General features: G+C 40.0%; 23 protein-coding genes. 4 read left to right on the forward strand and 19 right to left on the reverse strand.

Going from position 1 to position 23,028, the window contains the following annotated elements; genetic code table 11:
* Positions 1–172 precede the first annotated feature (172 nt).
* The 6 genes from nadC to CDW55_RS04815 form a co-directional block, all read right to left on the reverse strand.
* Positions 173–1,033: a carboxylating nicotinate-nucleotide diphosphorylase gene (nadC, locus tag CDW55_RS04790; protein ID WP_088468556.1), complete on the reverse strand. Its 861-nt coding sequence runs from the start codon at positions 1,031–1,033 to the stop codon at positions 173–175.
* Between the two features lie 38 nt (positions 1,034–1,071).
* The gene (gene nadB, locus CDW55_RS04795; RefSeq protein WP_088468557.1) at positions 1,072–2,646 is read right to left on the reverse strand and encodes an L-aspartate oxidase; all 1,575 of its coding nucleotides are present in this window, start codon (positions 2,644–2,646) and stop codon (positions 1,072–1,074) included.
* A gap of 6 nt (positions 2,647–2,652) precedes the next feature.
* Entirely contained in the window at positions 2,653–3,276 is a 624-nt protein-coding gene (locus CDW55_RS04800) for an NAD(P)H-dependent oxidoreductase (RefSeq protein WP_088468558.1), read from the reverse strand.
* Between the two features lie 76 nt (positions 3,277–3,352).
* Positions 3,353–3,829 (reverse strand): ribonuclease HI, encoded by a 477-nt coding sequence (gene rnhA / locus CDW55_RS04805; RefSeq protein WP_088468713.1) that lies wholly within the window; start codon positions 3,827–3,829, stop codon positions 3,353–3,355.
* Between the two features lie 8 nt (positions 3,830–3,837).
* Positions 3,838–5,427 (reverse strand): replicative DNA helicase, encoded by a 1,590-nt coding sequence (gene dnaB, locus CDW55_RS04810; RefSeq protein WP_088468559.1) that lies wholly within the window; start codon positions 5,425–5,427, stop codon positions 3,838–3,840.
* Positions 5,428–5,564: 137 nt separating this feature from the next.
* A complete protein-coding gene (locus CDW55_RS04815) occupies positions 5,565–6,803 on the reverse strand; it encodes an MFS transporter (protein WP_088468560.1) in 1,239 nt (412 codons plus the stop codon).
* 84 nt (positions 6,804–6,887) lie between these two features.
* Between CDW55_RS04815 and CDW55_RS04820 the strand changes: the two genes are divergently transcribed.
* A complete protein-coding gene (locus CDW55_RS04820) occupies positions 6,888–7,226 on the forward strand; it encodes a DMT family transporter (RefSeq protein WP_088468714.1) in 339 nt (112 codons plus the stop codon).
* 99 nt (positions 7,227–7,325) lie between these two features.
* On the opposite strand, the gene CDW55_RS04825 is transcribed toward CDW55_RS04820, so the two are convergent.
* The 7 genes from CDW55_RS04825 to CDW55_RS04855 all read right to left on the reverse strand — a co-directional run bounded on the left by CDW55_RS04825 (position 7,326) and on the right by CDW55_RS04855 (position 12,466).
* Positions 7,326–8,282, reverse strand: a complete 957-nt coding sequence (locus CDW55_RS04825; RefSeq protein ID WP_088468561.1) for a T9SS type A sorting domain-containing protein — start codon at positions 8,280–8,282, stop codon at positions 7,326–7,328.
* A 211-nt stretch (positions 8,283–8,493) separates the two neighbouring features.
* The gene (locus CDW55_RS04830) at positions 8,494–9,993 is read right to left on the reverse strand and encodes a GH3 auxin-responsive promoter family protein (RefSeq protein ID WP_088468562.1); all 1,500 of its coding nucleotides are present in this window, start codon (positions 9,991–9,993) and stop codon (positions 8,494–8,496) included.
* Positions 9,994–10,012: 19 nt separating this feature from the next.
* Entirely contained in the window at positions 10,013–10,600 is a 588-nt protein-coding gene (locus tag CDW55_RS04835) for an outer membrane beta-barrel protein (RefSeq protein ID WP_088468563.1), read from the reverse strand.
* Positions 10,597–10,968 (reverse strand): hypothetical protein, encoded by a 372-nt coding sequence (locus CDW55_RS04840; RefSeq protein WP_143332917.1) that lies wholly within the window; start codon positions 10,966–10,968, stop codon positions 10,597–10,599. The genes CDW55_RS04835 and CDW55_RS04840 overlap by 4 nt, the downstream gene beginning before the upstream one ends.
* Positions 10,969–10,985: 17 nt before the next feature.
* Positions 10,986–11,588: a hypothetical protein gene (locus tag CDW55_RS04845; protein WP_088468565.1), complete on the reverse strand. Its 603-nt coding sequence runs from the start codon at positions 11,586–11,588 to the stop codon at positions 10,986–10,988.
* Positions 11,585–11,962, reverse strand: a complete 378-nt coding sequence (locus tag CDW55_RS04850; protein ID WP_143332918.1) for a hypothetical protein — start codon at positions 11,960–11,962, stop codon at positions 11,585–11,587. Before CDW55_RS04850 ends, CDW55_RS04845 begins: the two co-directional genes overlap by 4 nt.
* Before the next feature lie 75 nt (positions 11,963–12,037).
* Complete coding sequence (locus tag CDW55_RS04855) at positions 12,038–12,466, reverse strand: hypothetical protein (protein ID WP_228399609.1); 429 nt, start codon at positions 12,464–12,466, stop codon at positions 12,038–12,040.
* A 272-nt stretch (positions 12,467–12,738) separates the two neighbouring features.
* On the opposite strand from CDW55_RS04855, the gene mfd reads away from it, so the two are divergent.
* Genes mfd through pth form a run of 3 tightly spaced genes read left to right on the forward strand, consistent with a single transcriptional unit; the run spans position 12,739 to position 17,645 of the window.
* On the forward strand, positions 12,739–16,119 hold the full coding sequence (gene mfd, locus CDW55_RS04860; RefSeq protein WP_088468567.1) for a transcription-repair coupling factor: 3,381 nt from the start codon (positions 12,739–12,741) through the stop codon (positions 16,117–16,119).
* Between the two features lie 57 nt (positions 16,120–16,176).
* Complete coding sequence (locus CDW55_RS04865; protein ID WP_088468568.1) at positions 16,177–17,076, forward strand: hypothetical protein; 900 nt, start codon at positions 16,177–16,179, stop codon at positions 17,074–17,076.
* 5 nt (positions 17,077–17,081) lie between these two features.
* Positions 17,082–17,645, forward strand: coding sequence for an aminoacyl-tRNA hydrolase (pth, locus tag CDW55_RS04870; RefSeq protein ID WP_088468569.1), 564 nt, complete (start codon positions 17,082–17,084; stop codon positions 17,643–17,645).
* Here the strand turns inward: pth and CDW55_RS04875 are convergent.
* From CDW55_RS04875 to CDW55_RS04900, 6 genes are all read right to left on the reverse strand, one after another.
* Positions 17,632–18,324 (reverse strand): carbonic anhydrase, encoded by a 693-nt coding sequence (locus CDW55_RS04875; RefSeq protein WP_088468570.1) that lies wholly within the window; start codon positions 18,322–18,324, stop codon positions 17,632–17,634. The genes pth and CDW55_RS04875 overlap by 14 nt on opposite strands.
* 31 nt (positions 18,325–18,355) lie before the next feature.
* A complete protein-coding gene (locus tag CDW55_RS04880; protein ID WP_088468716.1) occupies positions 18,356–19,951 on the reverse strand; it encodes a SulP family inorganic anion transporter in 1,596 nt (531 codons plus the stop codon).
* A gap of 171 nt (positions 19,952–20,122) precedes the next feature.
* Entirely contained in the window at positions 20,123–20,416 is a 294-nt protein-coding gene (locus CDW55_RS04885; RefSeq protein ID WP_088468571.1) for a hypothetical protein, read from the reverse strand.
* Between the two features lie 5 nt (positions 20,417–20,421).
* Entirely contained in the window at positions 20,422–21,102 is a 681-nt protein-coding gene (locus CDW55_RS04890) for a carbonic anhydrase (RefSeq protein WP_088468572.1), read from the reverse strand.
* A gap of 125 nt (positions 21,103–21,227) precedes the next feature.
* Positions 21,228–21,782, reverse strand: coding sequence for a serine acetyltransferase (locus CDW55_RS04895; protein ID WP_088468573.1), 555 nt, complete (start codon positions 21,780–21,782; stop codon positions 21,228–21,230).
* Positions 21,783–21,805: 23 nt separating this feature from the next.
* Positions 21,806–22,987 carry a glycosyltransferase gene (locus tag CDW55_RS04900; RefSeq protein WP_088468574.1) on the reverse strand — a complete coding sequence of 394 codons (1,182 nt, stop codon included), beginning with the start codon at positions 22,985–22,987 and terminating at the stop codon, positions 21,806–21,808.
* Between the last annotated feature and the right edge of the window lie 41 nt (positions 22,988–23,028).

Raw genomic sequence — 23,028 nt, forward strand, 5'->3', positions numbered from 1 at the left:
TCGTTAAAAAAAACGGAACTATTATTAATGAATTGTTAAATTTTAAATATTTGTTAACAAACCGCCTATTTGTCAGTATTACAGCGGGTTAAATTTTCTTTCATTGTCAAATTCAAAATATTATACATTGCGTAATATTTTAAAATTTCAGTAAAAAAAGAGAAATCGATAATTATTTTACCGCCTTCAGACTTAAGTCGATATTTTTCGCCGAATGGGTTAAAGCGCCTGCGGAAATAAAATCTACCCCAGTTGCCGCAACCGGTTTCAGCATATCGCGGGTGATTCCGCCCGACGCTTCAGTTTCGCATTTTCCATTAATGAGTTTTACTGCTTTCTTCATGTCATCAACTCTCATATTGTCGAGCATAATACGGTCAACACCGGATTTTAGAGCTTCCTCCACTTCCTGTAAATTTCTGGTTTCAACTTCGATCTTAAGTTTCTTTTTGTTGGCTTTTAGATAGTCTTTTGCCATTTTTACGGCATTGGTAATACTTCCGTTATAGTCGATGTGGTTGTCTTTAAGCATAATCATGTCGTAAAGCCCATATCGATGGTTGGTTCCGCCACCAATTGCAACTGCCCATTTTTCGCAAGTACGGAAATTGGGAGTAGTTTTACGTGTGTCTAAGAGTTTGGTTTTAGTCCCTAGTAATCTCGAATCCCAGTCGTGGGTAAGAGTAGCAATGCCGCTCATGCGTTGCATACAGTTTAAAACTAATCTTTCCGTTGAAAGAATTGAGCGTGCACTTCCGGTTACGTAAAATGCAATGTCGCCGGCTTTTGCAGATGCACCATCCTTTATCATTACTTCAACTTTCAGGTTTTTGTCGAACTGTTTGAAGATAATTTCCGCCAATTCCACACCTGCCAGAATACAGTCTTCTTTTACCAAAAGTTTTGCTTTCTGTTCAAGATTTTCGGGAATTGTAGAGAGGGTAGAGTGGTCGCCATCGTGAATGTCTTCTTCGAGAGCAGATTTTATGAATTGTTTTAAGGCTTTATCGGTTACGTATGCAGGTCTTTTCATATTTTATTTTTTAAGGCTTTTGCCAGATTTTTACCAGTTTATACCAGGTCTTTATTATAAAATGCACCTTTGTTCTCTTTCATGGCAAGCGAATGTTTGATGATGAGGTAAGAGATATTCACCAGATTTCTTAGTTCCGAAAGCTGGGGCGACATGATTGAATAATTATAAAGTTCCGTAACGGCTTCATAGATTTCGCGCTGTTTTTTGCGGGCAAGTTCAAGACGTTCGTTGCTCCGTACGATACTCACAAGATCGCTCATCATTTCCTGAAGCTGGCGACGGAGATAAGAAACCAGCACCATTTCGTCCATCATCTTCATTCCTTCTTCATTCCACTCGGGTACGGCTTTTAAATCATCAAAATTAAAATCATTAATCTTCAGTAATTCTACAGTTTTTAAAGCGGCGTTATGACCGAAGACCACGCCTTCGAGTAATGAGTTGGATGCGAGTCTGTTGGCGCCATGAAGGCCGGAATTGGTGCATTCGCCCACGGCAAATAAATTATTGATTGAACTTTGACCGTCCATATCGATGTCGATTCCACCCATCAGATAATGGCAGGCCGGGACGACTGGAATTAACTGTTTGAAGGGATCAATACCTTCGTTGAGGCATTTTTGGTAGATGTTTGGGAAGTGTTCTTTGAATTTTTCCTGATCCATTTCGCGGCAGTCTAACCCTACATAATCGTCGCCCGAAATTTTTAACTCATTATCAATTGCTCTGGCAACAATGTCGCGGGAGGCCAGTTCTTCGCGTTCATCATATTTCTGCATGAATTTTTCGCCATCTTTGGTTCTGAGTTTTGCGCCGTCACCACGTACTGCCTCCGAAATCAGAAAAAGCATTCCGTCTCTTTTTGAATATAATGCGGTAGGATGAAACTGATAATACTGCATATTCGAAACCCTGCCACGCGCCCTGTGAACGAACGCAATTCCGTCGCCTGTTGCAATTACAGGATTTGTAGTGTTTTTGTAAACATGTCCGGCGCCGCCTGTCGCAACAAGTGTAATTTTGGCGGTAATTTTCTTGATTTTTTTATTCTTTTCATCCAGAATATAGGCACCATAGCAGGAAATATCGTCGGTATTCAGTTCTTTTCCGGGGACATGATGTTGGGTAATTAAATCTACCACATAATGATGTGCCAGCATTTCGATGTTTTTCGACCGCTTTACTGTTTCCAGCAAGGCGCGCTCGATTTCTGCACCGGTAATATCTTTGTGATGAACGATACGGTTTTCTGTATGACCGCCTTCACGGCCCAGTTTAAAATCGCCATCTTTTTCCATATCGAAACGCGTTCCCCAATCCACCAGCTCCTGAAATCTCGCCGGTCCTTCTTTGATGACCATTTCTACCACATCTCTTTTATTTTCGCCATCGCCGGCACGCATGGTATCGTCGATATGTTTCTGGAAATTATCTTTGTCAAAATCGGTGACCACAGCAAGTCCGCCCTGCGCATATTTGGTATTGCTTTCGTCTTCATCGGCTTTGGTGACAATGGTGATTTGGGCTTCGGGCATTTTTTCTGAAACTTTTATCGCGTAAGAAAGCCCCGAAATTCCGGAACCAATGACGAGTACATCTGCTTTAATCATAGGTTTTTAAATAAATTTAAATAATTTTTCGTCGGGTTTGCGGACTTTTTTCAACCGCTGAAAATCATCGTCTTCTGACCGGTAACCCAGAGCCAACGTTACTGCCACACTTTCTTTTTCGGTATCCAGACCCAGGATTTCTTCAATTAAATCTTTTTTGAAACCTTCCATCGGACAGGAATCAACTTCTTCCATCGCTGCGGCAAAAATTAAACTTCCCAGTACAATATACGACTGTTTATCGGCCCAGGCCTGTACATCCACATTACTTTCAGTATAGCTTTCAATATTTCTGCGGAATGGGCTGAGGTTTTCAACCGGAATTTCACGTACCTCAGAGATATGTCGGAAATATCCGTCAATATAACTTCTGTCCACTGTTTTTTTAGAAACGATTACGATTAATTTTGAACAGGAAGAAATCTGGGATGCATTGTGAAATGCGGGAAAGAGTTTTTCCAGCATTTCTTTACTTTCTACTACAAGAATTTTGTAAGGCTGCAGGCCCAGTGAACTTGCTGAAAGTTTGCCTGCCTGCAGAATATTCTGAAGAATCTGTGATGAAACCTCTTTCGAAGGATCGAATTTTTTTACTGAATATCTTTTTTGAAGTGCCTCTAAGTAATCCATTAAACAAAGATAGGAAAAGTAGGAAAACGGAAGCGTAACTTGTGGGAAAGTTAATCCGCGCGAGGGGTATTCAAATTTAAAAAAGTCCGCCGTTCTGTTGATTCTCAAAAAAAGTGTCGGTTTCCAGGTTGTCAGATTGAGAGGCTTTCACGGCGAGTTGGTCGCAGATTTCGTTTTCGGGATGTCCGGCGTGGCCTTTTATCCAGTGAAAAGTGATTTTATGCGCTTTGAGAAGCGGTACCAGGCGTTTCCAAAGATCGGGATTTTTTACATTTTTAAAACCTTTTTTAATCCAGCCGAAAATCCATTTCTGGTTAATGGCATCTGCCACATATTTACTGTCGGTATAAATGTGGATATCGTTTTCGGTAGATTTAAGTTTCTCCAAAGCGACAATTACGGCAAGCAGTTCCATTCGGTTATTTGTCGTGAGGCGGAAGCCTTTTGAAAATCGCTTTTCGTAGTGTTTTTCCGGAACTTTCATTACGATACCGTAGCCGCCTTTCCCCGGATTGCCGCTGCAGGCACCGTCTGTAAAAATTTCGATTCTCAGGCTCATATTTAAAAATCGAAATCGTCATCATCATCCAAATCATTCATAGAAGAACCTGAAAGATTTTGGCTATTTGGTAAGTCGAACGCTGCGCCTGGATCGATGGTCGCTTTAATTTTTTCAAAACCAGTAGGTTCATCCTGCTGCCCGAAATTTGAGGGTTGATAGCCGTAACCGCTTCCAAACAAGTCAAGGTCGGCGAATTTTGCGATATTTTTGTAAAAAGACATTCTTACATCCGCAGTTGCGCCGTTACGGTGTTTTGCAATAATGAGTTCTGCCTGGTTTTCTGTGGAAGATTCGCCTCCGTCTTCATCATTGTCCCACGTGGTGATTTTATAATATTCCGGGCGGAAGATGAAGGAAACAATATCCGCATCCTGCTCAATCGCTCCGGATTCCCGAAGGTCCGAAAGCATCGGTCTCTTTCCGGGACGGGTTTCCACACTTCTGGAGAGCTGCGAAAGTGCGATTACAGGAACGTTCAGTTCTTTTGCGATGGCTTTTAAGGATCTTGAAATGGTGGCGATTTCCTGCTCACGGTTCCCCGCGCCGCCTTTACCTGAATTTGCAGTCATCAGCTGAAGATAATCGACCATGATGATTTTCACTCCGTGCTGCATTACCAGTCGCCTGCATTTTGCCCGGAAATCGAACACTGAAAGTGACGGTGTTTCGTCGATATATAAAGGTGCATTTTCGAGTTCTGATACGTTGGAGAACAGCCTTTGCCATTCTTCATCGCTCATCTGTCCTTTTCTTAATTTTTCTGAAGAAATTCCGGTTTCTGAGGCAATCATCCTGGTAATTAACTGTACCGATGCCATCTCCAGAGAGAATAGCGCCATAGGAATTTTCTGCCCTACTGCGATATTTCTTGCCATGGAAAGCAAGAATGCAGTTTTACCCATCGCCGGACGTGCTGCAATGATAATTAAATCCGAATTCTGCCAGCCTCCGGTTTCTTTGTCGATATCTCTGAAACCCGATGGAATTCCCGAGATTCCTTCTTTGTCTTTCAGCGCTTTAATGGTGTCAATGGCCTGTTTTACCAAAGTATTTGCAGTGTCGAAACCTTTTTTAATGGTTCCGTTGGTGATTTCGAAGAAAGACTGTTCTGCTTTATCGAGGAGTTCGAAAACATCGGTAGATTCTTTGTAAGAGCTGTCGATTACGTTGGCTGAAACATTAATCAGACTTCTTAAGATAAATTTCTCGAGAATTACACGAACGTGATATTCGATATGCGCACTGGATGAAACGCCCATCGTTAAATCGATAATATAATGGTCGCCGCCGGCAAAACCCAGTTTTTCGGTTTTTTTGAGTTCCTGAATTACAGTCATCAAATCCACCGGATGGTTTCCTTCAAACAGTTTAAGGATTGCGCGGAAGATTTCCTGATGCCTTGGATCGTAAAAAACTTCCGGAGTGAGCAAATCGATGGAATAATCAAGGCCTTTCTTGTCGATAAGAAAAGTTCCGATAACAAGTCTCTCGAATTCTACTGCATTGGGCGGCATTTTGCCGTCGGAAATTGATAGTTCTTTTGCAAAATTACCGTGGATGAGTGACGATAATGTATCCTTCTGTGTCATGGGACAAAGATAGAATTTTAATTATTTCGGAACCCGGATTGTGTAGAAGAAATGTTAAAAATTCACAAACGACGCGCTCATCAACTTTAGCAGGAGTTTTCGGTAGTGTGGATAAATTTGGATAACTTTTTTAAGGTTTAATAATTCATTTTGCGGAGTTTAGGAACGGTAGCTCCTACAAGTAAAGCGATCAGTAAAGTCATGCTTCCACCGAAAACCACCGAACGTACAACGCCTAAAAGTTTTGCTGCAAGGCCGCTTTCAAACTGTCCCATTTCGTTGCTCGACATGATGAAAATAGAATTTACGCTTAAAACCCTCCCGCGTAAATGATCGGGAGTTTTCAGCTGTACAATGGTTCCGCGGATGACCACCGAGATCCCGTCTAACATCCCGCTGCAGACCAACAGGAAGAAAGAAAGCCAGTAAAGTTTCGAGAGGCCAAAACCAATAATACATACACCAAATCCTGCCACAGCGAGCAGTAGAATTTTTCCCTGATTTCTCTTTAGAGGCACAAAGGCCAGAAACGCAATAATGCACATGGCCCCGATATCGGAAGCGGCATTCAACAAACCGAAACCTTCAGAACCAACTTTAAGGATATCGGTCGCAAAAACCGGAATCATCGCAACTGCGCCGCCAAAAAGCACAGCAAACATGTCGAGACAAAGTGCGCCCAGAATTTCTTTGGTTTTATAAATGTAGGCGATTCCTTCGCGCATGCTCTGTACGACGCCAATTTCTCTTGCGGTATTTTCAGAAGGATGCTTTTTTAGCATCCAAAAGAAAATTGAAGAAAAGATCATTAAGCCTAAAACCACCAAAATCGTCCCCGAAATATCAATCCAGTGGATAAGAAATCCGCCTATTGCGTGGCCTGCAACCGATGCAGTGAGAAATGTGCCCTGGTTAATGGTAATGGCATTTGGCAACGTTTCTTTTGAAACAATTTTCGGGATCATAGAAGGAATAATCGGCCCCAAAAACGCGCGGCAAAATCCTGTGAAAAAAATTACCATGTAAATAAAATACGAGATTTCTTTGTTGCTGAAATGCAGGAGCTGATTTCCAAAAAATGCCGGAATAATCAACAGACTTATCAGGATTACATAAACATAATTACAGATGAGAAGAAGTTTTTTCTTTTCGGAATTATCGATGACATGTCCAGCGTATAGTGCAGTAGAAACTGCCGGGATCACTTCCGAAAGACCAATTAACCCAATAGCAAAAGGATCTTTGGTCAACTGATAAATCCACCAACCCATCAAAGTGGCTAACATTCTGAAAGACAGAACAATAAAAAAACGGCCGGTCATTAAATTCCGGAATTCGGGAATTTGTAAAGTCTTAATGGGAGTTAGTGAAATCATGGTGCAAAAGTAATTTTTGATAACGAATTCTTTATGATACGTATGATTTTTTTCGATAAAAAATTAAAAATTTATCTTTGGCGCATGAACTGGATGATACTCATTATCGGTGGACTGTTTGAAACCGGATTTGCCTTATGCCTTGGGAAAGCCCAGGAAACTACAGGAAAAGAAAGTTATTTTTGGTGGGCCGGGTTTATTGTTTCGCTTTTTATCAGCATGTTTTTGCTTTATAAAGCCATTTCATTTGGTGCGAACCCAATTCCGGTGGGAACAGCTTATGCCGTCTGGACAGGGATTGGTGCGGTGGGCGCGGTTTTTATGGGGATTTTTATTTTTAATGAACCTGTAAACTTCTGGCGCATGTTTTTTGTGTTCACTTTAATTGCGTCTGTGGTAGGGCTGAAGGTAGTGAGTAACTAATTAATCAATCGGTTTATTAAAAATTATTTTATAAAAATATCTGAAATCTCAAAAAAAAATCCGGACACAATGCCCGGATTAACTTTTTGCCTAAGTTTTTTATTTTTTAATGAATTTAGTGCTTAATGTTTTTCCGTTTGTCGTGGTTACATTTACAATGTAAATTCCCTTTGAAAGATTTGCAATATTCATTTTATCATTGCTGCTCTTTAAAACAATTCTTCCATCCGCCGAATAGATTACTGCTGATTTTAGTTTTTCGTTTTTGGTGAAAATATAAAGTTCATCCGCTGCCTGGGTAACCATAATATCTCTAACAGTGCTGTAAGATTCGGTAGTTCCTAGATTGTTGTCGCCTTCTATAGAGAACGCTAATCCGTTAAATAAGGCATCAGAGGTAAGCGCACTGATGTTTGTCCAGCTTGTAGCTCCTGCTCCAAATGCGTTTGCAGGATCCACAAGTTTCGCAAATTCAGAATTAACTGCCCCTACCGACCAATTCCATCTTTGGGAACTTATATAATCGGTAAGATTAAGTTTCGGTGCAAAAGCTACCCAATATTTGGTGTTGGCAGTGAGTTGAAGGGCAGAACCTAACGCTTCCACAACATCAATGTTATAAGCAAAGTAACCGGTTGCCGGTGTTGTTATGGTAAATGCGGTAGAAGCTTCAGTAAGATCAATTTTTGCGATATAAGGATTTACATCTCCAGGAATACCGGCAGGTTTCCCTGCGTTGTCGGCATAAATGTACATTAAAAGTCCCCGGTTAAGGCTGGTAACCGTACCTGCATTTTGAAAACCAAGGAAAGAAAATGTCTTTACGCCAGCATCACCGCTTAATATGAAATCGTCTGCAGCCATAACAAAGTTGCCGTTTGAGAGAACACTCGAAACAATACCGCTTCCTCCTGTAGCAACCTGTTCGTATAAAACCGACGCAGGTTTTTTTACATTTTGTAAAATATTTTGACTGGATGAAACAGCCGTAAGGCTTTGGGCGTTAGATAGTGAAAGGGACAAAAATGTTGCAGCTGCCAAGTAAAGTTTTTTCATTTTATAATTTTATAATTGAGTCGGTGAATATATAAAAATTATGTTAAATCAGAAGGCTTTTTTATCTCGTTTTAGCATGTTGCTGTAAGACAGAACATTGCTTTTTATCTACGCAAACAGATGAATGTTAAAGCACAGGATTAATAGCTAATCACTGTCTGGTTTGCGGTTAAATGTAAAGGCTTAAATGGTAATGAATTTTAACAGAACATTAAATTCTGAATTTACTTAAGAAATCCCCAATTTTCCGGTCGTTTGCGAGCCTCGGGATCTTATTTTGGCCACCAAGTTTCCCTTCAGATTTTGCGTAATCCTGAAATGCATTTCTTTTTAATTTGCTGATAAGTAATGGTTTCAGAATGTTTCCGGAGATTAAATCGTCGTAATAAGTGTTGCGCTTGCGCATCTCATCATCAAGGTTTTTTCGGAAATCTTCTATATTTTCAGGTTCTTTTTCAAACTCAATAAACCATTCGTGATAAGGCAGGCCTTCTGTAGGATTTACCTGTGGTGCAAGATGAAATTCGGTGATTTGTGCCGGAAATTTTTCTACCGTTGCCTTCATGGCCTCTTCCACTTCAAAAGCAATTACATGTTCGCCAAAAGCAGAGGTAAAATGCTTTGTTCTTCCGGAAACAACTACTCTGTAGGGAGTTTTAGAAATAAAACGAATCACGTCGCCAATCGAATATGCCCAAAGTCCCGAATTCGTTGTTAAAATTAAAGCGTAATCTTTATGAAGTTCAACATCCTTTAAAGTAAGCCTTTTTGCGTCCGGTTTCCCGTATGCTTCCAGCGGAACAAATTCATAAAAAATGCCGTGATTGGTAAGAAGCAGCAATCCTTCGTGCTGATAATCATCCTGGAAAGCAAAAAATCCTTCGCTCGCCGGAAAAGTCTGTATGGTATCAACTTCTTTGCCCAGAAGCTCCTTCATTTTTTCGCGGTATGGTTCGTAATTTACTCCTCCGGTGATAATGAGCTGTAGATTTGGGAAAAGTTCAGTGATTTTTTTGCCGTTGCGCTCGATCAGTTTTTCAAAATACATAATCAGCCATGGCGGGATGCCCGAAATTAAGGTCATGTTTTCTTTTTCGGTTTCCTTCACAATTTCATCAACTTTGGTTTCCCAGTCTTCGATAAGGTTGGTTTTAAGGCTTGGCAAACGGTTTTTCTGAAGGTAATTTGGGATGTGATGGGCCACAATTCCGGAGAGGCGGCCGGTCTGGATTCCGTTGATTTCTTCTAATTCCGGACTTCCCTGAAGGAAAATCATCTTTCCGGAAACAAAATCCGAATTATTTTTTTGATTGATATAATGAAAAATCGCGCTTTGCGCTGCCGCAATCTGATACGGCATCCCTTCCTTTGAAATTGGAATGTATTTAGAGCCGGAAGTTGTTCCTGAAGTTTTCGCAAAATATAGGGGAGTTTCGGTCCAGAGAATATTTCGCTGGCCTTTTTTTACTTTTTCGATATAAGGTTTTAAATCCTCATAATCTGCAATCCCCACATTTTTCCGGAAATCCGCAACCGTTTTTATGTTTTCAAACTGATGTTCCCTGCCAAACAAAGTTTTTTCGGCAGTTTTTACCAGAGAAATCAGGAGTTTTTCCTGATCTTCAACAGCGTTCTGCTTAAAGGTTTCGGTTTGTTTAACGTGTTTTTTTGCCCAGATTAAAGCAATTTTTTTCTTAATGAAATTCAGCATACCGCAAATTTAGATGTTTTTAGAAACAAATTCTTAAACCTAAAGATAAATTTAGCAATGTGGATTTGGAGTAGTATTTTTCAATTTTGGGATCATTCATTTCGGTAAAAGTGCTGAGGAAATAGAATCTTGGTCCCGCAACAAGCTGAAGGTTGTTGTTTTTGGTAAGGCCGTACATTGCTTTCGCGCCCACCAAAAAAGCGTTCCCACTTTCTGAAAAATTTTTTGTCCTGTAATTTGAATAACTTTTCAGCTTTGCGTAGCCTCCGCCGATGTTTCCTTCGAAACTTAATCTGTTATTGGCTTGGTATCGGTAAAGCGCGTAATAATCGAAAGTGGTAAACTTCGGACTGTGCAGATCGCCGAAAACGGAAACATCAGATACTTCGGAATAACTTTTATTGAATTCGATTCCCAAACCGATATTTTTTAAAAAAGTACCTGTAAATCCCAAACCGAATCCGGTAAAAGTGTTGGTGCCCTCTGCAATAAAATTACTGCCCATTCCGGTTAATGTATTTCCTTTGAGTTCGAACGCAAATTTGTCGGTTTCCTGAGACAAACATATTCCGGAAAACAGGATGAAAATTAATAAAAAACTCTTCATGGTTCGAGTTGTATTTGTGGAAATTTAAAAGCAGTGTTTTTTGCCGGAAGAATTATGGATAAAGAATCGTAATCAAGTCGGCATTCCGGATCACTGGAACTGAATGAAATAATTTTCCGGTTTAGAAACAATGCCTTTTCTTTCGTAGTTCCAGGGCCGCCAAGCTTGAAGTTCCCTGAAGCATCGGTGTGGGTTTCGGAGATCAAAATATCCTCCGCATATAGTTTTACGGGAATGTTTGCCATGTTTGGTGAGATCTTTCCTTCAGCGTAAATTCTGGAATTACTAACATATTCGGGTTGGCAGCCATTTGGTGACATGAGAAATGAGATGGGTAAAACAGCAGAAAAAATAAATCGTTGTATCATACCGTGGTTTTTTGAAGCTAGAAATTATAGCGGTAACCTAAGCTCAGGCTCAGGAATGTGGAACGGCTGTAGTATTTCTGAATCTGCGGATTTTCATTGTAAACATTTCCATAATAGAAATTTGCCTTTAAGGCCGCAAAAACCTGCTGAGGTCCGTCTAAAGTATAAATCGCTTTTCCGCCGAGATTAAAACCCATTGCATGATCTTTCAGTTTTTCGCTTTTGTCCAGATAAAGGTTCGTGTAACGGTAATAACTGAAACCTGCCATTTCCTCCACCATAAAATCTTCCGAAATGTTTTCGCGGTGCGTTAGAAAGACATCAAACACCGTCATTCTGGGTGAGCCTAAATTGCCATACAGATTTTGGGAGCCATATTTCACGTTCGAAAAAAGTTCGCTGTAATCGAGGCCGACTCCAAAATTAATCGGCGTCATAAGATTTCCGCCAAATCCGAATCCATAAAATGGTTGAAGGTCTTTCGCAAGGGAATTATTTCCCAAAGGTTTCATCGCCAGAACCTTCACATCAATATTGGAAACCACATCCAGCCCTTTCCTTTTTTTCTGTGAATATGCGGTGGTTGAAACCAGTAACATTAAAACAATAAATATTCTCATTTCTCCAATACAATTTCGTTAAACTTAATGTAAGTAATTCCCGCCGGAACACGAATTTTAAATCCGTCGGAGGAAATTTGAAGGCCGGTTTTATCAGTGCTGAAAGTTTTAATTTTTTCGGTAGAAACAATGTCGAATCCATTTTTTCCTATCGGTCCCGAAAGTTTAAAGTTTCCGTCCGATGCCAACATGGTTTCTGCAACAATGGTGCTTTCGCTGCTGATTTTCAGGAGAAATTTATTGTAATCAACAGTCGCCGATATAAGTTTTCCTTCCACATAAGCGCGTGGGTTGTCCTGCGAATCGCTTCTGCAGCTCAGCAACAGTAAGGCGATGAAAAGCATTAGTGCGCTTGGTTTCAAATAAATTTTCATCAGCATATTTTTTGTGAAAATACAAAAACTGCCTCAATTATCTTGAGACAGTTTCGGTTTTATATGAAGTTTAGTTTACCTTACCGCATTGGCTGTCCAGGTTTTTCCATTAGCGGTATATAAGATTTTAAGGTCTTTGTTATCGATTCTGATATAAGATGTTGCAGAAGATCCCACCATTACCAGGGTATTGTCACCGGTTTTTTCAAATTCAACACCATTTAGATCTGGAATTCCGTCAGAAAATCTGAAATTGTACTTTGTGCCACTCGCGATTTTGGTTACAAAAACACTTCCGTTGTCTTTTGAAATAGATGTGGTGCCATCGTTATAAGAAATGCTTCCGTTGTAGGTTCCTGCAAAAAAATCATTGTCTGCGGGATCATCATCACGGCTGCAAGAGCTGAGTGAAATTAAAGAAAATAATAAAACAAACAGGCCTACAAACCTGAACGAATTTCTGAAACGTGAACTTTTGTTGTTGTTCTGAACTGATAATTTCATAATAATATTTTTAATGTTAATGTTTTTCAGTTTTTCAAACATTATGCCAGCGATTCATAATCGTTTTCTTTTAACTTTTATTAGCATTGTTGTGGTTAAACGCTGCAGAAATGATATTTTATGGGTTTAAAAATTAACTTTTCTATAAAAGTGTAATGGTTAGATTTTCAGAAATATAACTTAAATTTGTGTCCTCAGAACGGTTTCGGAATTTTCCCGGAATCGTTTTCGCCGTTTGTTTTTTACGAAACGGTTTAAATTTTAATTAAAGAATGCAGTTAAAAGCCATACACGAAACTTTTCTTCCCGATATGTTGCGAAACGAATTTGGGAAAGAAATTTTTAAAAATATAGAAACTCACCAACATATCTCCGTGAAAGGGTTTGCGGGTTCTTCGCCTTCAGTTTTTGCGGCGGAGCTTTTTCTCACACAGAAAAAAACGATTCTTTTTATCATTGAAGATAAAGAAGAAGCGCTGTATATAACATCGGAAATGGAAGATCTTCTGGGAAAAGAAAACGTACTTTATTTTCCCGCAACGCACTTGGAGCCTTACCAGATCGAGAAAACCCAGAACGCAAACCTGGTTCTAAGAACCGAAGTGCTCAACAAGCTGAATTCGGCGAAAAAGCCTAAAGTAATCGTCGCAGGTTTCTCGGCTTTGTCGGAAAAAGTCCTGAAAAAGGAAGATTTTAAGGCGATTTCTCATCAGATTAAAGTAGGTGAAAGTCTGGATTTTGATTTTACTGAAGAACTTTTGCAGCAGTTCAATTTTAACCTGACAGATTTCGTTTCAGAACCAGGCGAATTCTCTGTTCGCGGCGGAATTGTAGATGTATTTTCCTATTCAAACGAAGAGCCTTACCGCATTTCTTTTTTCGGAAATGAGATTGAAAGCATCAAAACATTTAACATCGAAACGCAGCTCACCAACGGAAAGGTGAACGAATTTCAGTTGGTTTCAAATATGAATTTCGCTGTCTCCGGAACGAAAGTTTCTCTTTTTGAACTTTTGCCGAAAGACAGTTTTGTGGTTTCTAAGAATGCGTTTTTAGGTCTGAAGAAAAACCGGGATTTCTATGCCAAGGCAGAAGAAAAATTCGCAGCGCTGAACACGGAAATCAAACACAGAACCCCGGCAGAACTATTTGTGAATGAAGAGGATTTGCTGAAGGATTATCAAAAATTCAGAACCGTAGATTTCACCTTGGAAAATCTGAAGATTACGGATGATTTTTCGGTTCAGCTCAACCAAACGCCGCAACCGACTTTTCATAAAAACTTTGAACTTCTTATTGAAGATTTGGTTGAAAAACGGGATTCTGATTACGATATCTGGATTTCTTTCTCCACCGAAAAGCAAAAAGAAAGGCTTGAGTCAATCTTTGAAGAATTGGGAAGTTTCAGTTCCGAACAGCAGGAAATTCCGTTTAAATCTTTCAAATCTGAACTTCATGAAGGTTTTGTAGATTTCGACCATAAAATTTCGGTCTATACGGATCACCAGATTTTTGACCGTTACCAAAGATTCAAAGCAAAAAACACGTTTGCCAAATCTGAACAGTTGACCCTGAAGGATTTAATGCAGATGAAAGTGGGCGATTACATCACGCATATCGACCATGGAATCGGGAAATTCATGGGGTTGGTAAAAGTGAACAACAACGGGAAAGTTCAGGAATGTTTCAAATTGGTTTATAAAAACGGAGATTTACTTTATGTTTCGATTCATTCCCTACATAAAATTTCCAAATACAATGGTCCTGAAGGTCGCGAAATTGTTTTAAGTAAACTCGGTTCACCTGCCTGGAAATCTTTAAAACAGAAAACCAAAGCTAAAGTAAAACAGATTGCTTTCGACCTGATAAGACTTTACGCACAACGGAAAACAGCGAAAGGTTTTGCTTTTACTCCCGATTCTTATCTTCAAAATGAGCTTGAAGCGAGTTTTATCTACGAAGATACTCCCGATCAGGAAAAAGCCACACTGGATGTGAAAAAAGATATGGAAAACGATACGGTGATGGATCGTTTGGTTTGTGGTGATGTAGGTTTCGGGAAAACCGAAATAGCAATCAGGGCGGCTTTCAAGGCCGCAACCGACGGGAAGCAGGTCGCTGTTTTGGTCCCAACCACGATTTTGGCATTTCAGCATTACCGCAGTTTTAAAGAAAGGTTAAAGGATTTTCCGGTAAATATTTCTTACATGAACCGCTTCCGCACCGCCAAACAGAAATCTGAAACGCTGAAAGGTCTTGAAGAAGGCAAAATCGATATTGTAATCGGGACGCATCAGTTGGTGGGGAGTTCAGTAAAATTTAAAGATTTAGGACTTTTAATCATCGATGAAGAACATAAGTTTGGAGTTTCGGTAAAAGATAAACTAAAAACCATTAAAAATAATATCGATACGCTTACTTTAACGGCTACACCAATTCCGAGGACCTTACAGTTTTCTTTGATGGCCGCGCGAGATTTATCCGTTATTAAAACCCCGCCGCCAAACCGTCAGCCAGTTGAAACGAGTATTATCGGTTTCAGCGAGGAAGTGATTCGGGATGCTGTATCTTACGAAATTCAGCGTGACGGACAGGTGTATTTCATCAACAACAGAATCGAAAATCTTAAAGATATTGCAGGGCTTATTCAAAGGTTGGTTCCGGATGCAAAAGTAATTACCGGTCATGGACAGATGGAAGGAAAGCAGCTTGAACGCAATGTTCTGGATTTTATGGAAGGAAAATACGATGTTTTGGTTTCTACAACGATTGTGGAAAGTGGTGTGGATGTTCCGAATGCCAACACGATTTTCATTAATGATGCGCAACGTTTCGGGATGGCAGATTTGCACCAAATGCGCGGCAGAGTTGGCCGAAGCAACAGGAAAGCTTTCTGTTATCTTATCACGCCGCCGTTCGATATGATGACTTCGGATGCAAGAAAAAGACTGGAAGCGATCGAGCAGTTTTCGGATCTTGGTAGTGGATTTCAGATTGCAATGAAAGATCTGGAAATCCGTGGCGCAGGTGATTTGTTAGGCGGTGAGCAGAGCGGATTCATCAACGAAATGGGCTTTGACACGTACCAGAAAATTATGCAGGAAGCGTTGGAAGAATTACAGAACGATGAAGAATTTAGTGAACTGTTTGAAAATGAAGAAGACCGTAAAAAACTCTTCAAATCCAACAAAGAAGTAAATATCGATACAGATCTGGAATTGATGCTGCCGGATTCTTATGTACAGAGTATTGAAGAACGGCTTTCGCTTTATCAGAAACTTGCAGAAATTCAGAATAAAGAAGATCTTCAGAAATTTGAAAATGAACTTACCGACCGTTTTGGTAAACTGCCTTCAGAAGCTAAAAATCTTTTGAAATCTGTAGAATTAAAATGGATTGCCGCCGAAATCGGTTTCGATAAAATCGTGGTGAAAAACGGAGTGTTTCTGGGTTATTTTCCGCCAAATCCTCAGGATAAGTTTTACCAGAGTGATAAATTCAGGCATATTATTTCGTATTTAAGTCAGAATCCGAAAGATGCTACTTTAAAAGAAAAACATTCAGCCGACAGCAACCAGCTGATGATGCGCAAAGAAAATGTGCAGCACGTGGATGAGGTGAATGCGGTTTTAGAAAGAATTCTTGGGAAATAAAACTTTCGAAAACGCATTTCGAAAAAAAGGTTACTTTTGTTAAAATTAATTAGATAGATGAAAAAAATATTACATCTTTTTACTTTCCTCATTGGCTTGACTATTTTATTTTCATGTGAATCAAGCCGGGCTGAAAATGGCGATCTTCTCAACGGGATCACCGGTACGGAATCCGGACCCGGATCTGGGGGCGGAGCATCAAACGATAAAGTTTTAAAAAAAGTAACATCAATTGACATTGACGGGATTGCATCTGTAATTAATTATAATTATAATGCCGGTAAGCTTACTACTGTGAAAGTTGAAAGTGATGGAAAAACGGATGATTATACATTGTCTTATGAAAATAATGTGCTTTCCCAGCTGAAGATTGTGCAAAATGAAGGCACAACAGAGCTTATCACAACATTAAATATTACTTACAACGGTGGTAATGTTGCGAAAGCTTCAGGGAATACTGAAAGTGGAGGAACTGTGCTGATGAAAAATGATACCAATTTTACCTATGACAGTACAGGTAAATTAAAAAAAGCGAACACGATATTGTCGGGCGAGGATCCCGAAAATCCGGGAACATATCAACCTGCAACCACTATGGTGAGCGATTTGCTTTTTGCGGGTAATAATCTGTCCCAGTGGAAAATGACAATGACCAACCTGGCACCTCCGCCAATTGTAATTCCACCGGTAGTTATTGTGGCTAATTTAAGTAATTACGAAACCAACAAAAATCCTTTTGCAACACTTCCGATAGAATTTACCGTTGTGGCAGGTCATTTTATGACGGGCACCAACTCATTTACAGGATTGTCCATGAATAATTACAGGTCTACAACCGTTAATACTTCCGAGGGATCATACTCTACAAATTATGCTTATACTTACGACAGTGCGGGTTACCCAACCAAAGCTGTTTCCACAGAAGGAACACTCACTTTCGAATATATAAAACTTTAATTCTAATGAAATACCTTATCGTCGGGCTCGGCAACAAAGGAGATGAATATACTGAAACCCGGCATAATGTCGGGTTTAAAGTTGCAGATAAAATCGCAGAAACCATTGATGCTCCGTTTAAATCATCCAACTTTGGCTTAGTTGCCGAAGGCAAATACAAAGGCAGAAAAGTCTTTATCCTGAAACCGGATACCTACATGAATCTTTCCGGGAATGCGGTAAAATTCTGGCTTCAGAAAGAAAATATCCCTTTAGAGAATTTAATGATTATTACTGATGATCTTGCTTTGCCTTTCGGGACTTTAAGAATGAAAATGAAAGGCTCCGATGCCGGTCACAACGGTTTGAAAAGCATTCAGGAACAGCTTCAGACTCAGAATTATCCGCGGTTGCGTTTTGGAATTTCTGCAGAATTTGCCGAAGGTAAACAGGTAGATTACGTTCTGGGAAAATGGGAAGCTGAGGAAAAAGAAAAACTTCCCGAAAGAATCGAGAAGTTTTCTAAAGCGTGTCTGTCTTTTGTTTTCGCGGGAATACAGAATACGATGACGGCTTTTAACGGGAAATAGCCATTTCGCCAGTTTGCGCTTCCATTTCTGCGTTCATATTGTCGTCCAGCCAAGTTACCACGCCGCTCTCAACGCAGTAATTTGCACCCACAATTTTAATTTTTCCGTCTTTTTCCAGTTGATTTAGCGTCGTACTCTGGTGACGGATATCCTGCATGGTTTTCTGGATATTGCAAACATTCAGTCTTTCCAGAAGATCGCTGTTTGATGACGACCGCTCTTCGCCTTCTTTAATCAAACCGTCGATACAGCCCTGGAAATGGCCTACAAGGTGGTTAAGGTTTTCCATGCCCATTCCTTCAATATTTTGTGCGTCCAAACCGCCTTTCAGCGCGCCGCATTTCGTATGACCGAGGACCACTACCAATTTGGAACCTGCGACATTACAGCCAAATTCCATGGAACCCAAAATGTCTTTATTTACGAAGTTTCCGGCAATTCTTACGCTGAAAATATCGCCTAAACCCTGATCAAAAATCAGTTCCGCAGAAGTACGGCTGTCGATACAACTCAAAATTACGGCAAAAGGCCACTGCCCTGCGCGGGTATCATTCACCTGCTCCAGAAGATTTCTGTTGATTTTCAGGTTCTGTACAAATCGCTGGTTTCCTTCTTTTAGGAATTTAAGTGCTTTTTCCGGTGTTGTGGTAGATTGTGTTTCTAAAGTATGTGCTTTCATTTGATTTTTTGTTTAAAGTTGATAATTAAAATTACATTGCTCTTCTGTGGGCAATAATGATGTGTGAATCTTCGTCATCTGCATATTCCTGATAAGAAGTTTTAAAGCCGATAAGCCGCACTTCAATATCCTCTTCCTTTGCACGGATGTTGGCAAACTCCTGAATCATCTCAAGAATATCGGTCGCGATATAAGAAGTTGATCTTGCATCAATACAGACCTGAGAGTTAGGTTTGATGTTTTTAAGCGTTTTTTTAATGGCCGCTTTGTTGAGGAATGAAACCTCTTCCGCAAGTTTTATATTAATTTCGTCAGCATCATCAAGCTCTTCGCGGCTCAGATAGTAAGCTCGTTTCATATTTCCCTGAAGGATATAGAAGACCGAAATTAATAATCCAATTCCCACACCCTTCAGTAAATCAAGCGAAACTACTGCGATTACTGTCGCGATGAAAGGGATAAACTGGTATTTTCCTTTGTGCCAGAAATGCATCATCGTTGCCGGTTTCGCAAGTTTGTACCCAACCAAGATCAAGACCGCAGCTAATGTAGCCAGCGGGATTAAGTTCAGGATAAACGGAATGGTAAGGACACAGATTAATAGCAGTGCGCCATGAATTACAGTTGACAGTTTTGAAGTGGCGCCGGCACTTGCATTGGCAGAACTTCTTACCACCACCGAGGTCATTGGTAAACCGCCGATTGCTGAAGAAATCAGATTGCCTATTCCCTGAGCGCGGAGTTCCAGATTGGTATCGGTAATTCTTCTTTTCGAATCTAAACGGTCTGAAGCTTCAATACAAAGCAATGTTTCTATAGACGCGACAATAGCGATTGTTGCGCCAACGATCCATACTTTCGGATTCAGGAAACCCTGAAGCTCAGGAAAAACGATCATGTTTTTAAAATCTGCCACACTTTGGGGAACCGGAAGAGAAACCAAATGTTCAGCACCAATCGCAAGATTACTGCCGGAAACCGTGAAAATATAATTCAGCAGAATTCCAGTGCCTACAGCAACCAAAGCACCGGGAATCATTTTCAGTTTCTTCAGCGCCGGAATTTTATCCCACGCCAGAAGAATTCCTATGGAAACCAGGGTTACAATTACAGCACCCGGATGAACTCCGGCTAAAAGTTCAGAAAAATAATTCGGATTAAATCCATTGGCAAAAAGGGTCTCATTGCCTTCAAAATCTTTATCGTATCCCAATGCATGGGGAATCTGTGTTAAAATAATAATGATCCCGATACCTGCCAGCATTCCTTCGATTACGTTAGTTGGGAAGTAATTTGAAATACTTCCGGCGCGAATAAATCCTAAAATAAGCTGAAGAATTCCGGCAATAATTCCTGCACAAAGAAAGAGTTCAAATGCACCCAAATCCGTAATTGCGGTGAGTACAATTGCCGTTAATCCCGCTGCCGGGCCGGAAACTGAAATGTTGGAATTGCTGAGTGAACCTACAACCAAACCACCGATGATTCCCGCAATAATTCCTGAAAGTGGTGGTGCTCCGGAAGCAAGTGCAATCCCCAGACATAATGGGAGTGCAACCAAAAATACGACGAGCCCTGAAGGAAAATTTTCTCTTATTCCTGCGTATATTGAAAGTGTTTTTTTCATTTTTTTGAAAGTTTTGCTGTTGGTTTTGCGCACATTTCTGCACTCGGTTTCGCATGTGAAACCAACTGTGCTTGTGAACGTAGCTACAGCGTATAGAATTTAATTTTTTTAGATAGTACAGCTTTCCACACTTATAAAAAGTACGGTATATCCACTGTAAATTTTAAAAAATTAAGCTTCCGGAGGCGGAGAAAATATCGTAAGAAAAGGAGAAAGATGAACGGAATCATCTGCACAGATAAAGGATCTGTTCGATCGGTCTGTTTCGAAAAACTTCAGGAAATCATGTACATTAAGAGTTCCCGGAATGGTTTTTTCGTTGATAACTAAGGGGGAATGTTGGGTTTCTTCTTCGGAAATCACCATGTTGGTTGCCGGTAAATCCCAATCGAAAAACGTGGCAATACTTGGTAAGGCCATGAAATTCAAAAATACCGTCAATGTTATGATGCTCCAAAGTTTCATATAAATCAGAGAAGGTTTTTATTCTTCTTTCTACTCATCACCCATTCAGAGTTGGTTAAATTGTATATTTTCTGAATGTCTTTCAAAATATTTTCAAAATCAATTTCCAGATCGATGATTTTTCCTGTTCTTAAGTCGAAAACCCAGCCGTGAACAATTGGGTATTCGTCCACCAGATACTGCTCCTGTACTACGGCCATTTTGATCACGTTGATGCACTGTTCCTGCACGTTCAGTTCTACAAGGCGGTCGTAGCGTTTGTGCTCGTCGGTAATCGCATCCAGTTCTGTCTGGTGCAGCCTGTACACATCGCGGATATTTCGCAGCCAGGGATTCATCAGTCCCAGATCCTGCGCCGTCATCGCTGCTTTTACACCGCCACAACCGTAATGTCCGCACACAATAATATGTTTTACCTTTAAATGTTCCACTGCGTACTGAATCACCGCGGTAGCACTCATATCTAAGGTGTTTACCAAGTTGGCTACGTTTCGGGTTACAAATACTTCGCCAGGTTTTAAACCCATCATTTCTTCTGCTGAAACTCTACTGTCGGAACAACCGATGTAGAGATATTCAGGAGTTTGTGAGGCTGAAAGGATTTTGAAAAAATCTGGATTTTCGGCCAATTTAGATTCCACCCACTTTTTATTATTTTCGAAAATAACTTCATACGATTTTTTCATAGCTTAATTTTTGTGAGATTATACTATTTTGTAGTTGTTATTTGCAAAAGCAATAGATGGTATCAATTATTTTGCAAATGTAAAGTATAGAAATTTAAATCCCGAATATTTAACAGATTTTAATATTAAATTTTATTATTAATGTAGCCCAATGTCGCATTGGTATTGCTACTGATAGTTGCGGGATTGCCAATGACCACAGAATTTGCAGGAACATCGAAGTTCACATAAGCGTTCGGTGCAATCAGAACATTGTTGCCAATTGATATTTTTCCAACCAACACCGCGTTCGGACCGATCCACACTTCATCACCAATCACGGGAACGCCTTCATTTTTGCCGCGGTTGGCCTGTGCGATGGTTACACCTTGTGCAATGTTGCAGTTCCGGCCGATTTTAGCTTTGGGATTAATAACGAGCGCGCCCCAGTGCCCCAAATAAAAACCTTCGCCAATTTGGGTTTCAGGATAGATTTGAAAGCCGTATTTTATTTGATGATGTCGCAAAACAAGCCTCCAGAATGCTCCCAGAAAAGATTTTTTTCTGTATTGCTGGCATTTTCTCAGAATATAAATAAAGTGAAGGTTCGGATTGATGCATTTTGCCCAAATCTCCGGAGACGAAAGCATTTTGCCGCTTTCACGGTAAAAATCTTTCTGTATGATGGTGTAGTTGGACATAACGCAAATTTAAGTGAAAGGTTTTAAAGTTCATCAATAATCTTAATGATTGATTGCACTGAATTTTCAAGAGTAAAAGGCATTTTATAGGTGTTCAGTTGTTGAACATACGCATTAAAACTTTCCGGTTGGGCGAGTGCTTTTTTCATTCCTTCATAAATTCCCTTTTCGGTATTTTCCACAATAAGTCCTAATTTTCCGTCTTCTAGCATTTCGCTAACTCCCGAAACTTCGGTGGCGATAATTTTCTTTTTTAAAGTAATTGCCTCAAATAAAACCGTCGGAAAACCTTCATATCTCGAACTTAAAACAAAGAAATCCGCATTGCTGATGTGTGGATAAGGATTATCGGTAAAGCCCGTCATTTCTGCAGTCTCAACTACACCAAGATCAGATTTCAGTTTTTTGATGTTTTCAAAATCGTAACCGTCGCCCACAATTTTGATTCTGTGAATGAACCCTTCATCCAAAAGTTTCTTATGAACTTTGAGCAGCCGGTCGAACCCCTTCTGCGGAAAAACAGTTCCCACGGAAACGAAGACAGGTTGCCGGTTGCTGGTTTCTGGTTGTTTGTCTCGGCTTTTGACTCTTGGTTCTTGGCTCTTTCTAAGAATTTCCTCTGTATCCAATGGATTATAAATACGGACAATCCGACTCTTTTCATTTTCATTCTTCGCAAGTGATTCAAAATCTTTCTGAATATGCTCAGAAATCACCATTATTTTATCAAAACCGAAAAATTTCCGGATTTCGTTGTCGGTGTAGTTGTGAAAGTGGGTTTTGCGTAAATCATTATGAATCCAGACAATTTTTTTTGAATTTTTTAATGGCGAATTTAATATTTCATCGCGAAATCCGTGGATTGCAGCAAATTCGATATCGTATTTTTTATTCTTTAAAATCGTGGAGTAGAGCAGTTTCGGAAACTTCTTCAAAACAAACTGATACATCACGCGGAAAGCTTTTACCGGAATATCCTGAGGCCTGTTGGTGGTAATCATTTCCCCTTTGTTGAGGTAAAGAACATTAATCCAACCTGGAATTTCAGTCAAATATTTTCCGGAATACAAATTCAGGAGAAGATCGATTTCGTATTTATCGTCCGGAAGGTTTTTAAGAAAAGTCGCCAATACCTTTTCTGCGCCGCCATGACGCAGAGAACCGATTCGGATGAGGATTTTCTTCTTTTCAGTATATTTTTCCATTCTTTACCCTTTCCTTTGATATTGCTTTGACATTCTTTGGC

The organism is Chryseobacterium sp. VAUSW3 (assembly GCF_002205795.1).
Classification (GTDB): Bacteria; Bacteroidota; Bacteroidia; order Flavobacteriales; family Weeksellaceae; genus Kaistella; species Kaistella yananensis.